This window comes from [Clostridium] symbiosum (genome assembly GCA_036419695.1).
Classification (GTDB): domain Bacteria; phylum Bacillota; class Clostridia; order Lachnospirales; family Lachnospiraceae; genus Otoolea; species Otoolea symbiosa_A.
Genome location: CP143946.1, coordinates 3,516,019 through 3,529,110 on the forward strand (window position 1 = coordinate 3,516,019; position 13,092 = coordinate 3,529,110).

General features: G+C 47.7%; 13 protein-coding genes. 1 reads left to right on the plus strand and 12 read right to left on the minus strand.

The window, feature by feature from the left end; genetic code table 11:
• The 9 genes from V3C10_16000 to V3C10_16040 form a co-directional block, all read right to left on the minus strand.
• Positions 1 to 1,425: a sigma 54-interacting transcriptional regulator gene (locus tag V3C10_16000; GenBank protein ID WVP60806.1), complete on the minus strand. Its 1,425-nt coding sequence runs from the start codon at positions 1,423 to 1,425 to the stop codon at positions 1 to 3.
• A gap of 189 nt (positions 1,426 to 1,614) precedes the next feature.
• Positions 1,615 to 2,277 carry a fructose-6-phosphate aldolase gene (gene fsa / locus V3C10_16005; GenBank protein WVP60807.1) on the minus strand — a complete coding sequence of 221 codons (663 nt, stop codon included), beginning with the start codon at positions 2,275 to 2,277 and terminating at the stop codon, positions 1,615 to 1,617.
• A 45-nt stretch (positions 2,278 to 2,322) separates the two neighbouring features.
• On the minus strand, positions 2,323 to 3,435 hold the full coding sequence (locus tag V3C10_16010) for a 4-hydroxybutyrate dehydrogenase (GenBank protein WVP60808.1): 1,113 nt from the start codon (positions 3,433 to 3,435) through the stop codon (positions 2,323 to 2,325).
• A 4-nt stretch (positions 3,436 to 3,439) separates the two neighbouring features.
• Positions 3,440 to 3,982, minus strand: a complete 543-nt coding sequence (locus tag V3C10_16015) for a hypothetical protein (protein WVP60809.1) — start codon at positions 3,980 to 3,982, stop codon at positions 3,440 to 3,442.
• A 26-nt stretch (positions 3,983 to 4,008) separates the two neighbouring features.
• Positions 4,009 to 5,565 carry a sodium:solute symporter family protein gene (locus tag V3C10_16020; GenBank protein ID WVP60810.1) on the minus strand — a complete coding sequence of 519 codons (1,557 nt, stop codon included), beginning with the start codon at positions 5,563 to 5,565 and terminating at the stop codon, positions 4,009 to 4,011.
• An 11-nt stretch (positions 5,566 to 5,576) separates the two neighbouring features.
• Positions 5,577 to 5,804 carry a hypothetical protein gene (locus V3C10_16025; GenBank protein ID WVP60811.1) on the minus strand — a complete coding sequence of 76 codons (228 nt, stop codon included), beginning with the start codon at positions 5,802 to 5,804 and terminating at the stop codon, positions 5,577 to 5,579.
• Between the two features lie 20 nt (positions 5,805 to 5,824).
• Positions 5,825 to 6,859 (minus strand): zinc-binding dehydrogenase, encoded by a 1,035-nt coding sequence (locus V3C10_16030; GenBank protein ID WVP60812.1) that lies wholly within the window; start codon positions 6,857 to 6,859, stop codon positions 5,825 to 5,827.
• Between the two features lie 35 nt (positions 6,860 to 6,894).
• The gene (locus tag V3C10_16035) at positions 6,895 to 7,884 is read right to left on the minus strand and encodes a transketolase C-terminal domain-containing protein (protein WVP60813.1); all 990 of its coding nucleotides are present in this window, start codon (positions 7,882 to 7,884) and stop codon (positions 6,895 to 6,897) included.
• Positions 7,881 to 8,735, minus strand: a complete 855-nt coding sequence (locus V3C10_16040; protein ID WVP60814.1) for a transketolase — start codon at positions 8,733 to 8,735, stop codon at positions 7,881 to 7,883. The genes V3C10_16035 and V3C10_16040 overlap by 4 nt, the downstream gene beginning before the upstream one ends.
• 291 nt (positions 8,736 to 9,026) lie before the next feature.
• Here V3C10_16040 and V3C10_16045 point away from each other — a divergent pair, with 291 nt between their 5' ends.
• Positions 9,027 to 9,689, plus strand: a complete 663-nt coding sequence (locus V3C10_16045; protein ID WVP64642.1) for a GntR family transcriptional regulator — start codon at positions 9,027 to 9,029, stop codon at positions 9,687 to 9,689.
• A gap of 105 nt (positions 9,690 to 9,794) precedes the next feature.
• Here V3C10_16045 and V3C10_16050 read toward each other — a convergent pair whose 3' ends face one another.
• From V3C10_16050 to V3C10_16060, 3 genes are read right to left on the minus strand one after another with little or no spacing between them, the layout of a single operon-like run.
• Positions 9,795 to 10,994: a M20 family metallopeptidase gene (locus tag V3C10_16050; protein ID WVP60815.1), complete on the minus strand. Its 1,200-nt coding sequence runs from the start codon at positions 10,992 to 10,994 to the stop codon at positions 9,795 to 9,797.
• 53 nt (positions 10,995 to 11,047) lie between these two features.
• On the minus strand, positions 11,048 to 12,247 hold the full coding sequence (locus V3C10_16055) for a VWA domain-containing protein (protein ID WVP60816.1): 1,200 nt from the start codon (positions 12,245 to 12,247) through the stop codon (positions 11,048 to 11,050).
• The gene (locus V3C10_16060; GenBank protein WVP60817.1) at positions 12,237 to 13,049 is read right to left on the minus strand and encodes a MoxR family ATPase; all 813 of its coding nucleotides are present in this window, start codon (positions 13,047 to 13,049) and stop codon (positions 12,237 to 12,239) included. Before V3C10_16060 ends, V3C10_16055 begins: the two co-directional genes overlap by 11 nt.
• Positions 13,050 to 13,092: the final 43 nt, after the last annotated feature.

Here is a 13,092-nt window from a genome sequence, read left to right on the forward strand (position 1 = left end):
TCATCCTCCTGTCATATATTTCTTTCTTTTTCGGACAAACGTGGAAGCCGTCATCCCCAGGCTTCGGGCGGCGTCCCTGACGTTGCCGTATTTCTCATATGCATGATTGATGTATTCAAGCTCCAGCTCTTCCATCGCCGTTTTCAAATCTTCCACCGGCCCAATCATAACCGGCTTCTGTCTTGCATCTTCCCGCACCGGATGTCCATGGGGGAAAATAGGCAGGCACTCCGGAGTAATCTCATCCCCGGCGCTTATAATTACCGCCCTCTCAACGATATTCCTGAGCTCCCTGATATTGCCGGGCCAGTGATATTCGATCATGAGCCGGCAGGCCTCCCGGGTGAACCTCCTGTTAAATCCATATTTTCCGTTCAACTCCTCCAGAAAGCGGGTGGACAATGGGACAATATCCTCGCGGCGCTCACGCAGCGGAGGTATCGTAATCGGAAAGACCATCAGCCGGTAGTATAAATCCTCGCGGAACATCTTTTTTTCCACCATCTCCTCCAGGTTCCGGTTCGTCGCCGCAATCACCCGGACGTTTACCTTCACCGGCTTCGAACTTCCAATCCTGGTTGTCTCCTTCTCCTGCAGGACACGCAGTAGTTTTACCTGCATCTTCATTGGAAGCTCCCCTATCTCGTCAAGGAAAATGGTCCCATGATTGGCTGCCTCAAAAAGGCCTATCTTTCCATTCCGCTCCGCCCCGGTAAAAGCGCCTTTTTCATATCCGAACAGTTCGCTCTCAATCAGGTTTTCCGGGATTGCCCCGCAGTTGACCTTGATAAAGCTCTGTTCCTTCCTCCCGCTGCCAGAATAGATATATTTTGCAAATACTTCCTTCCCGACTCCCGTTTCCCCAAGAAGCATCACCGTCGTGTCCAGGGGAGCCACCTTGTCGGCCAGGACAAAAGCCTGAAGAGAATTCCGGTCCACCGCAACAATCTGATCGCCCACGCTGAACCGCTCATAGACGTGGCTCAGCTCCCTTTTCAGGCGCAGTCCTTCCTGCTTTGTCTTCTCCACCTCTTCCCGCAGACTGTACAGCTCGGTCAGATCCCGGACATTGGTGACCACCATGACAATTTCATCTTTTTCATTGTAAATCGGGGAACTTGTAATCAGCGCCTTCTTACCCGTTTTAAATTCCTGGCGAATTGTGACGGGGCGCTTTTCCCTGATGGCGATCAGGGAGCCGCTGGCTGATACAATCCCTTTCTGCACCAGCTCCTCCATATTGCAGCCGATCACCTCGGATTTCTTAAGGCCTGTGATCGTCTCATACGCTCTGTTTGCTTTTATTGTATTTGCATTGCCGTCTGTTATGTAGATACCGTCAAAGGAATGCTCGATAATAGCGTCCAGCCATTCATTGGCCTCCTCCACACTTGAAAACATCTCCGATGTGTCTGTTTTTTTCACGTCCCACCTCTTTTGCCAATGCTCAACCATTCAGATCCTGTCTTCTATTATACAGGAAGAAATGCACCTTCACAATCCTGAAAAAACATCAAAACACGCCCGTCTGGAACTGGGAAAGTCCTCCACGGGCGTACGTTAAAGATCATACTGTTCTATTTTTCAGATTCCGGCTACGGTATCCGGGATGCATTAAAGAGAATCTCCAAAAACAGCCCTGTAATCAGCCTGAAACTTTTCAATTCCGGCATCTGTCAGAGGATGTTTCGTCATCTGCTCCAGTACACTGTACGGAACTGTGGCAATATCGGCTCCGGCCAGTGCACAGTCGGTCACATGAAGTGGATTCCTGACACTGGCGGCAATAATCTCGGTATCAATATCCTCGTAACGTGCGAATATGTCTGCAATCGTACGGATTAAATCGATTCCGCACACTGATATATCATCCAGCCTTCCAAGGAACGGTGATACATAGGCGGCTCCTGCCCTGGCGGCCAGGAGCGCCTGATTTGCCGTAAATACGAGTGTCACATTCGTCCTGATACCCTCTGCGGCCAGAACCTTTACCGCCTTCAGCCCCTCCGCGGTCATCGGAATTTTGACTACCATATTTTTATGGATGGCTGCTATCTCACGTCCCTCCCGGATCATGTCCCCGGCAGACGTTGACGTCGCTTTAACCTCTCCGCTTATGGGTCCGTCCACGATGCCGGTAATTTCCCGGATCACCTCGTTAAAATCCCTGCCTTCTTTGGCAATCAGGGATGGATTCGTAGTTACACCGCAGATAATTCCCATATCATTTGCTTTTCTGATATCTTCCACCTTTGCTGTGTCTATAAAAAATTTCATAAATAATCTCCTCTTTTCCCGGTAAATGCAGTCCCGGTAAATCTATTAATATAATTGACTATATATTTTGAAAATCTGTTTTTTATCGAGAGGCACAAAATTATTGGCCAGGAGCCTGCCCTGGTTTTCAAGAACTGAGACAGTGAACTCCTCCAGCTCTTCCACTGTTACGCCATATTCGCGCAGCGCCTTTTTCTGGAGCAGGTGATTTAAAAGTTCTTCCAGCTTATCATAAACCTCAGCGGTCCCACATCCCAGAATCGCGGCAATATACCGATTCAGTCTGTCAATCTCCCCGTCGCTCTTGATTTCCATGTATTGTTTCATGACTCCGGTAAACATGGCATAATTGGACTCGCCGTGGGCCACGTGATATTTGGCGCCGAGAGGATAGCTCAGGGCATGGACAGCGGCGCAGCCTGCATTCCCGAAAGCGATGCCAGCATAATTGCTGGCTGTCAGGAAATCGCTCAACAGCGGGATTCTGGCCTCTTCTCCCTTGTCTGCAATTATTTTGTAACCGTTCAAGATCATTTCAATTGCCTTATAGCCAAACAGCCGGGTCATCTCATTTCCCTTTGGGGACAGGCTGGATTCAACCGCGTGGATCAGCGCATCGATGGAACTGGCGGCAAAGAATTTGAATGGAAGGCCTTCTAAAAGTTCCGGAATCAGAACCGCGCTGTCCGCGTACATCTCATCCACTGCCAGACCCTTCTTCGTCCCCTTTTCATTCAGAGCCAGGATTGCAATATTAGTAACTTCGCTTCCCGTCCCGCAGGTAGTCGGCACCAGGACAAGTTCCTTATCCTTCACAATCTCCAGCCTGCCATCGTACAAGTCTTCTACCGGTGATACATTCTTCAGGGCAAACAGCTTTGAAATATCAATAACCGTGCCGCCGCCGATTGCAATGATTCTTCTGTAGCTTCCATTCATATCGCGGTACATAGCCTCCGCCATGTCATCCGACGGCTCCCCCGCCCCGTACGTTTCCTGGAACAGGACGTCGCAGCCAAGATTCAGTCCTCCAAAATACGGTTCATAAATGTATTCGTTGGTAATGACCAGATCACCCTTTCCCAGGGCAAATTCCTCAGCAAAGTCACTGGCTTTTTCATATTTGTAAATTGCCGGTTTTATCATCATCAATTTCATCCTATCACTCACTTTCCTCAAGCAGATCCGGCTCATTTAAACCGGAATCCGCATGACATTCGACTGACAGAAGCATTTGTTTTAAGCCGGACTCATGTCCCTTAAAATAGCTGCGTTCCGCCATAACCGTCGCGATAATAATTCGATTTGTCTCATCACAATAACGGGCTGTCTGCATAATTTCAAGCTGAATGTTTTTTCCCATCACCTTAAAAATATGGGTCTGGGACAGGAGCAGTGTATGCAGGAATGCAATTTCATGGCCATCCCTGGTGAGCCGTTCCTTCTCCAATATCCTGTAACGGTTTTTTACTTTTTTGGAATAATGATCTTCGGCATGTTCCAGATACTGTTTTGCAAATTCGGTCTGTTCTTTGGCCTCTTCCCAGGAAACAGTAAGTGAAATCCGGCCGTCCTGGGGGCCGACCGTATCGTCGAACTTTACCATCCCATTTCTGTTATTAAACTGCTGCCTCTGATTTATATAAATTCTGAACCGCTCCGGATACTTCACACGAATCCCATAAGCCTGAAATACACTGTTCATATACGAGTCCCTTTCCCCTGATTGTTCTATGCCTGTTTTGCTTCAGCAACCGCCGCATTCGTGATTTCAAATATCTCCGTGCTGCCGCTTATTATACGTTCAACACGTGTAATATACTTTTCAGATATTTCAGCCGGCACCGTAGTCATAAGGCTGACGCCAACATAAAATACAATGTTTGTCGCAAGTCCCCAGAGAAGCGCAGAGAAACCAAACGGCGGCGTAACAAAGAATGTAAAAATAGTTGTAATGATTACTCCACTGACCGTTCCTGCAATAGCCCCCTCTTTTGTTCCCTTTTTCCAGAAGAGACCTCCGATGGTACACGGGAGAATCATTGCAAAGAATGGAGAGGATAATTTATAGGCATAGTCAATGATGGAAGCCGATTTTGTCACTGTAATAAAAATACAGGCAATCATCTCCACAACCAATACGACCCGGCCGAAATAAACTACCTTTCTGGAGTCTACGCTTCTGCCTTTTTTCTCATAAAAATGCCGGATATAAATGTCTCTGGATGCCATGGCGCTGGCCGACAAAAGCATGGAATCCGCAGTTGAAACCGCAAATGCAAACAGGCAGAGAATCGATACAAAGGCAATGAGCGGCGTACAATACTGATTTGCCAGCATGGGCATTACCTTGTCAGGCTCCGGAAAGTTTGCGCCTAAAATTGCAGGAGCCAGGATGGAGCCGACAATGACAAGTCCAAACGTCAGTATCAGATGAGCCAGAGGCAGAGCCCACGACATCACACGGAAATTCTTAGTACTCTTTGCTATATAGCATCTCATAAAAACGTGGGGCCATACAATCGTAGCCACGGCGCCGGTCAGAGCCATGTTCAGAATTCCCTTCCATGTATAGGCTCCGCTTGGTCCGGGTGTGCTTAATGTTTTAGCCGTCTCAGGGTTGCTCGCTACGGCTGTTGCCGCTTCTACAAGTCCTCCGTTTGGAAAATATCTTGTTACGAGATAGACAACGACAATATATACGGCACAAACGCCCAGGATGGTGTGAAATGTATCCAGCCAGGCCACAGATTTCATACCACCTCCGATAATATGTAAGGATACACAGACCGTTCCTAAAAGAACGGCCGGAAGATAAGGAAATACGCCGTTTGTCGTTACTGAAATACCTTCGCCGATCGTGATCAACTGCACTGCGATATAGGGGATGCTGAAGAATACCAGCAGGATTGCCACGAAAAGGCCGAATCCTTCCGAATAATACCGCTCTCTCAGATAATCTGACGGCGTCTGGAAACCATATTCTTTTCCAAGAATCCAAATCCTGTAACCGATCAGGCAAAACAAGAGTCCGCTGACCGCGCAGCCGGCCGCTGCAAGATAACCAATCCCGCCGCTATATACTCCGGACGGATATCCGTAATAGGACAAGCCGCTGTATACGGAGATCGCTGTAGTACAAACCAGCACAAAAGAATTAACACCGCGGTCCGCATTGAAAAAACTCTCTGCTGATTTTGATGTCTGTTTAAAATTGCTAAAGCCATGAAACACCATAAAAGCTGCATAACATAAGATACCTAAGACAATCCAATATTCTGTTCTCATTTTGTCCCCTCCTACTCTTCTCCGTACAATTCGTCAATATGCCCCTGCGTATCATAAAATTTATTAAAGTAAAGTCCCCAAACCGCACTGGCTATAACCATTGAGCCTGCCATAAAAGCAAACTGTGACGGCATCCACCCAAACAGCAATGTTTTAGGCAAAAATGCCACCAAAATAAAGTTACTTAAAAATAACACCGTATTAAATAGAATGAATATGATTTTGATGCTTTTTTTCATTTTACCCCTCCGTCTGCCACTCAACTGTTCGGCAATATAATATGTTTGAATCCTTCCCCACGGACTGCCTCATCAAATCCCTTTTCCCACATCTCCAAAGGATATGCGGTACTCATCAGGGATTTCAAATCAATTTTTCCGTCGTTCAGGAGTTCTATCGTTTTATCCCACCATACAGGCCTTGTCGCATACGTACCTGTTATCGTATATTCTCTCAGTACAACCTTGCCCATGTCAATCGGCGCATCTTTGCTTGGTATGCCAACCTGTGTGTAATGAGCCCCTTTCCGCATCAAATCCATGGCAAGACGAATGGCAGGAACTGCGCCTGAGCATTCAAACACGGCATCTGCACCGATTCCCCGGCAATAGCTTTTCACCTGTGCTGCGATGTCCTCATCCTCCACGTACATGACCTTGTCCGCCCCCAGCTCAAGGGCTTTCTGAAGTCTCTCTTCATCCTTCCTCGTTCCCAACACGACTGTCTTGCAGCCAAACAGCTTAATGACCTGGAGTGTCAAAAGTCCTATGGTTCCCGGGCCGGTCAGTACCACATAATCCTCCGGTGACAGTCTGCCGTGCTGGAATACGGCCTGGACACAACATACCAGCGGCTCTGTCATACATGCCTCTTCAAAAGAAAGTGATTCCGGAAATAAGTGAAGATTTTTGGCTGGTACTTTTACAAATTCCGCCATGGCTCCGTTTACCCCGCTGCCGATGGAGAGCTTTTCCTCACATAGATTAATATTGCCCGTCTTGCAGAAACAGCAGTTTCCACAAGTATAATAATACGTCTCACTTACTACTTTGTCACCTGTTTTCCAGCCTTTTACATTTTCTCCCACTTCCTCAATCACCCCGGATACCTCGTGTCCTAAAATGACGGGAGGCTTGACCGGATAACTGTTGTCTTTCAGTATGTGAAGGTCCGTCCCACAAATTCCTGCCCCCATTACCTTTATCAAAACTTCGTCGGGCGAGATTTTTGGTTTCTCCACTTCCATAACCTTAACATTCAAAGCCCCAAGCTCAAATTTGACAAGCGCTTTCATGATTTTCCTCCTGTTTTCTCTGCATTATTATTTTCTTATTGCCATTCTTTTTCTCTGCTCTGCTGTTTTCTCTTCATTGCTTTTTTCACTGCCTCTATTATATTTTCAGACTTCAGCCCGAACCGGCCGGCCAGATAATCTAAATCTCCCACTTCACCGAACTGGTCCTGCACGCCTATCATCTCTATCGGCACAGGACTGTGCTTTACCACTGTCTCGGCCACTGCTGAGCCCAGCCCATTTATCACATTATGGTTCTCGGCCGTGACGATGGCTCCTGTCTCCTTCGCAGCGTTAACAATTGTCTCTTCATCTACCGGCTTCCAGGTAAACATATCTATAACACGTATGTAAACCCCTTCTCTCTCCAGCTCCTCCGCCGCTTTAAGCGCCTGCGCAACGCAGTATCCGCTGGCTATTACCGTCGCATCTCTTCCTTCTCTCAATATAACGGCTTTCCCTATCTCAAACTCTGAACCTGCCTCATATATCTTCATACATGATTTCCGTACCAGACGCATATAGTACATCCCGTAATTTTCTTTCATCTGCCGCATTACGGAACGGAGCATCGTAATATCAGTCGGCTCCACAATGGTCATCTGCGGAATTCCTCTCATAATCCCCATGTCCTCAAACGGCATATGAGTGCCTCCGTTGATCTGAGCCGTTATGCCGGGGTCGGAACCGACCAGTTTAACGTTCAGCTTTGCGTAAGCTCCGGACATAAATACCTGATCACATGCTCTCCGGCTGATAAACGGGCCAAATGAGTGGACAAATGGAATTTTCCCTACCGCAGACATACCGGCGGCTACTCCGACCGCATTTGCCTCCTGGATTCCACAGTCAAGAGTCTGTTCCGGGAATTCGCCGGCAAATGGCTTCGTTCCCATAGCTCCCATCAGATCCCCGTCCATAACTATAACATTCCTGTCCTCTCCGGCCAATTCTATCAGACTTTCACAGAATGCTTTTCTCATTTCCATTGACTCCGGACAAATATTATCTGTTGTCTTTATCATAATAAGCCCTCCTCAATTTTCTCGTAATCAGACTGCATCTCAGCCAAAGCTGCCTTAAGCTGCTCCGGTGACACAGTAGGGCAATGGCCGTTAATGCCTCCCGCTATTTCACTCCATCCATGGCCCTTTTCCGTCTCTAATACAATCATGGAAGGACGGCCGTTCTGTGACTTTGCCTTTTCGATTGCATTCTGTATTTCATTGACGTCATGACCGTTTACATCCTGGGCAAACCAGCCGAAGGATTCAAATTTAGCTTTAATATCTCCCAATGAACAGATATCATCTGTATACCCGTCCAACTGGATATGATTATAGTCCACAAACGCAATCAGATTGGAAAGTTTTCGCTGGGCTGCAAAAAGCGCCATTTCCCACACCTGGCCTTCCTGTATTTCACCATCACCCAGAATCAGGAAAACCTTATTCTCTCTGCCGTCCAGTTTCATTCCATAAGCCACTCCGGCTGCTGTAGATGCTCCCTGTCCCAAAGAGCCTGTCGTCATATCAATTCCTGTCGTAAGATTCCTGTCACAATGGCTTGGAAGGTGTGTACCAGGCCTGTTAAGCGTCATCAATTCACTTTCCGGAAAATAACCTTTAAGAGCCAGTGCTGAATAAATAGCCGGACCGGCATGTCCTTTGGAACAAACCAGCCAGTCCCTCTCCTCCCATTCTGGATTTTTACTGTCAAATTTCATCTCTTTACCGTAAAGCACTGCCAGCAAATCCGCTATGGATAAAGAGCCGCCCACATGTCCTACTCCCAGGGAGCCGATCGTTTTCATCGTATACATCTGGATTGTTTTCGAAAAAAGTTTTAACTCTTTTGCCTCTTTCTCATTTAACATATTCCTTTCTCCTTACTTCCCTATGCTTTCAACATTTTATTTAATTATTTAAACTTTATAAAGTTGTTTTATATTTAATATAATATCTGCAAATAATATAAATTTCAATTGGCGTTTTTAACAAATATAAAGCCTTATTTTTGGTAATAAAGTTTTTATATACTTTATAAAGTTATTTATATTTTATAAAAATCTCATTTTATTATTGAACTAATGGGAATTTTAATATATAATAGATATATCATTTATTCGATTATCTGTTTGAAAATAAAATAAGGAGGGGGAGAATTGATGAAAACACAATCTTCTGCCAGTTTGACAGAACCTGTATATGACCATATATTAAACCTTATCTTAAATATGGAACTGAAACCAGGGGATCGCATCCCGGAGGTCGCCATCGCACAGGAATTGGGTGTCAGCCGTACTCCCGTAAGAAATGCTCTAAAACAGCTTGAAAATGAGGGGCTTGTAGTAATTTATCCCAACCGTTTTGTACAGGTCGCTACCTATGACGATGAGATGATCCAGAATTTGGGAATTATGCGGATCGCGGTGGATTCCATGGCTGTCCGCCTTGCAATTTTCCGTGGAAGTAATGAAGATTTTCACCGTCTCAGAACTCTGGCAGAGAAATGTTGTATGATAGACGAGAACGCCGGACGTCTGGAACGGATACGCAATGATTACCTTTTCCACCTGCAGCTCAGTATTATTGCCAGGAATCCTGTCCTGGAAAAATATCAGTCACAGTTTCTCCGGCAGATGGAGGTAATGCTCTCATACCGTTTTGTTGAAGCTATGACTGCCAGCGTCACTCACCTGATGATCGCCGACGCCATCGAGGCTCGGGATGAAGAGCTGGCTGTGAGGCTGACTGCGACCCATCTCGCGGAATTCTACCACCTGAAAGAAAACTTTCCGTTCCTGCTTAAGAATACGCAGCTGCTGTAGCGAGCTTGAAAATAATGCACGCAAAAAACCGTCCGGATATACCAATGCCTTTTCCTTTCATGGTCTTGGCCTGTCCGAACGGTTTTTCTATATAATTTTCTTATTTCAGTCCTTCAGATATTCTATCGCAACAGCGGCCATCGTCCTCGACGCCAGCTTTATATATGCTTCATCCACCTTAAAGTCCGGATTATGAACCGGAGCGCCTTCGCCTGTACCCATCATGATATAACAGGAAGGCACCTTTTGTGAAAAGAAGCCGAAATCTTCCGAAGCCAGTCTGAGAAGATCGCCGGTGACAATTTCCGGATACGGCTCATCTGTGAGAAACCCCTTATAAAGCGATTTCTCATTCTCTTTGATAGTGGAAACCACCTGCTTTGCCAGGGTTTTGTCATTATAAACCGCCGCATACCCCTCTTCAAATTTCACTTCGCAACTTCCGCCCATGGCGGATGCAATCCCTTCCGACAGGGAACGTATCTTCTCCATCATAACTCTCCTGGTCTGTGATTCAGCATTGCGCATCATGCCATGCATTTCAACCCGGTCGGTAATCACGTTGAGAGCAGCTCCGCCGGATATCATCCCCATATTAAGAGTTGAATGCTCCATAGGGCTTAAATTCTTCGGCACCAGCGTGTTGAGAGCGACGATGATCGAAGCGGCGATATAGACGGCGTCAACTCCCTCCTGCGGCTCTGAGGAATGAGCCGCTTTTCCATGCACCACAATTTTACATCGGTCGGAAAACGCCGTCACCGGGCCAACGCCCACATAGAACTTTCCCCGCTGATCGGATGTCACATGAAGCGCCATGCAGGCGTCGGGAAGTTCCTCCAAAAGCCCTGCCTCTATCATCTGGCGGCCGCCTCCTCCGCGCTCCTCCGCAGGCTGGAATACCAACTTAACCCTGCCGCACCAAAATTCCTTCATTCGGTTTAGAATTTCTCCGACAGCCAGCAAATTTGCCGTATGTACATCATGGCCGCAGGCATGCATGATGCCTTTATTCAGGGAACGAAAAGGCACCTGCGCTGTCTCTTCGATGGGCAGTGCATCCATATCGGCCCGGAGCATTAAAAGCCGCCCCGGCTTACCGCTGTCGATTACCGCAACGATTCCTGGCTCCACCGGACTTTCCTCGTAGGGAATTCCCATCCGCCGAAGCTCCTGCATCACTAGCCCTGCCGTCTTATATTCTTCAAAGGCCAGCTCCGGTTTCTGATGAATCATCCTGCGGACGGCGATTGTATGCATCTCCAGGCTGTCGGACAGCCAAAGAAGCGTTTCCACTTGTTCCATTTATGTCTTTCCTCCTGTCACTTTATCACGTCATCAACTGGCACATTCCCTGCCTATTCTCCTTTTTTCAAAGTTTTGATTCCATTCTCCAGTCCGCTTACCGTCAGGGGAAACATGGCTATCCGCTCCCGTATCAGGCCGATGGTCTGATAGCCGTATGTGTAATCCCAAACCTTTTCATTGATCGGGTTCAGCCAGATAGACGATGGAAATCTCCGTTTTAATGTCTCCAGCCAGTAAAGGCCTGTCTTGTCGTTGCGGTGAAAATAATCGAGGCTCCCGCCCCGGTAAAGCAGTTCCGACGGAGCCATCGCTCCGTCCCCCACCAGAATCACCTTATATTCCGATTTCAGGTTGTTCATCACCCACTCCGTCTGCACCTTTTCTCTCCAGTTGCAGGACGGCGTTGTAAACAGATAGTCATAAAAACAATTATGAAAATAGTACACCTTCAAATCTTTAAAATGGGCGGACCGGTCCACCGCCTGAAACAGCCTGTTGCAGAGCTCTGCATAACTCCACATGGAGCCGCCGCTGTCCATGAGAAGGAGCAGTTTCGTCTGATTTTTTCTCGGCCGTTCCATGACAAGCTCCAGTCTTCCGCCCTGGTCACACGTTCTTTCTATCGTCTTCTCCACGTTGAGTTCCGTCTTCGGACCGTCTTCACGGCAGGAAAGAAGGCGCAGCTTTCTAAGGGCAATCTGGAACTGCCGTACCTGAAGGACAGAATCGTCCCTGAAATCCCTGTAACTGCGCTCCTCCGCCACCTGGAGGGCGCTTCTGTTCTTACCCGGGCCGCCTACCCGTATCCCCTTGGGGCTGTAGCCGGAATGGCCGAATGCACTCGTTCCGCCCGTCCCGATCCATTTATTGCCGCCGTGGTGCTGCTCGTGCTGTTCCTTCAGGCGCTCCTCCATCATTTTCCGGATTTCGTCCAGGCCAAGACCGTCAAAGCGGGCATCCACCTCATCCTTATCATAGGGCGTCTGTTCCCTGGCTTTGGAGAGCCAGTCGAGGACCTCCTGGGGCAGACTTTCGTACGTGGTGACATTTTTAAAATATTCCAGGAAGGCCTGGTCGAATTTGTCGTAATCCGATTCTTTCTTTACGAGAACCGCCCTGGCCATATAGTAAAACTCCGTCAGGCTGGCCTCGTTCAGATTCATGGACAAAGCATCCATCAGGCTGTTCCACTCATTCAGCCCCGTCTTCATCCCCTGGCGGCGCAAAAGATAAAGAAAATCAGTAAACATGTCTGTTCTCCACCTGCTTTAAGTCCTCTGTCTTTTTTAACAGCACTCCGGCAAAAGGTATCTCCCGTTCCAGTTTCTTTACGGAAATTCCGCCAATTGCCAGCGCCTGTATCCAGTCGAGCACTTCGGACGTGCTCGGTTTCTTCTGAAGTCCCCTGATATCCCTGACCCTGTAAAATGCATCCAGCACCCCGTCAATCAGTTTCTGATCCAGCTCCGGATAATGGGCTTTTATAATCCGCTCCATCATCGGCGCATCCGGGAATGCAATATAGTGGAAAATACAGCGCCTCAGGAATGCGTCCGGCAGCTCCTTCTCCGCATTCGAGGTGATGATGACAATCGGGCGCACCGACGCCTTCACCGTCTCCCCGGTCTCAGGAATGTAGAATTCCATCTTGTCCAGTTCCCAGAGAAGGTCATTCGGGAACTCTAAATCGGCCTTGTCAATCTCATCGATCAGCAGAACCACCTGCTTATCCCGTTTAAAAGCCTCCCCCAGTTTGCCCAGGCGGATGTATTTACCGATATCATTTACCCCCTCTGTCCCAAACTGGCTGTCATACAGCCTCTGGACCGTATCATAAACATAGAGGCCGTCCTGTGCCCTGGTCGTGGATTTAATATTCCAGATCAGAAGCTCCATCCCCAGAGAATTGGCGATTGCCTCGGCCAGCATCGTCTTTCCGGTTCCCGGCTCCCCTTTCAGAAGCAGAGGCTTCTTTAATGCGGCAGCGATATTGACACTGCGGATCAGCTCGTCTGATGCGATATATTCTTCACTTCCATGAAATTGCAGCATGATATTCTCCTTTTTAATAATGTTCTTTCGTTGGATCCCAATA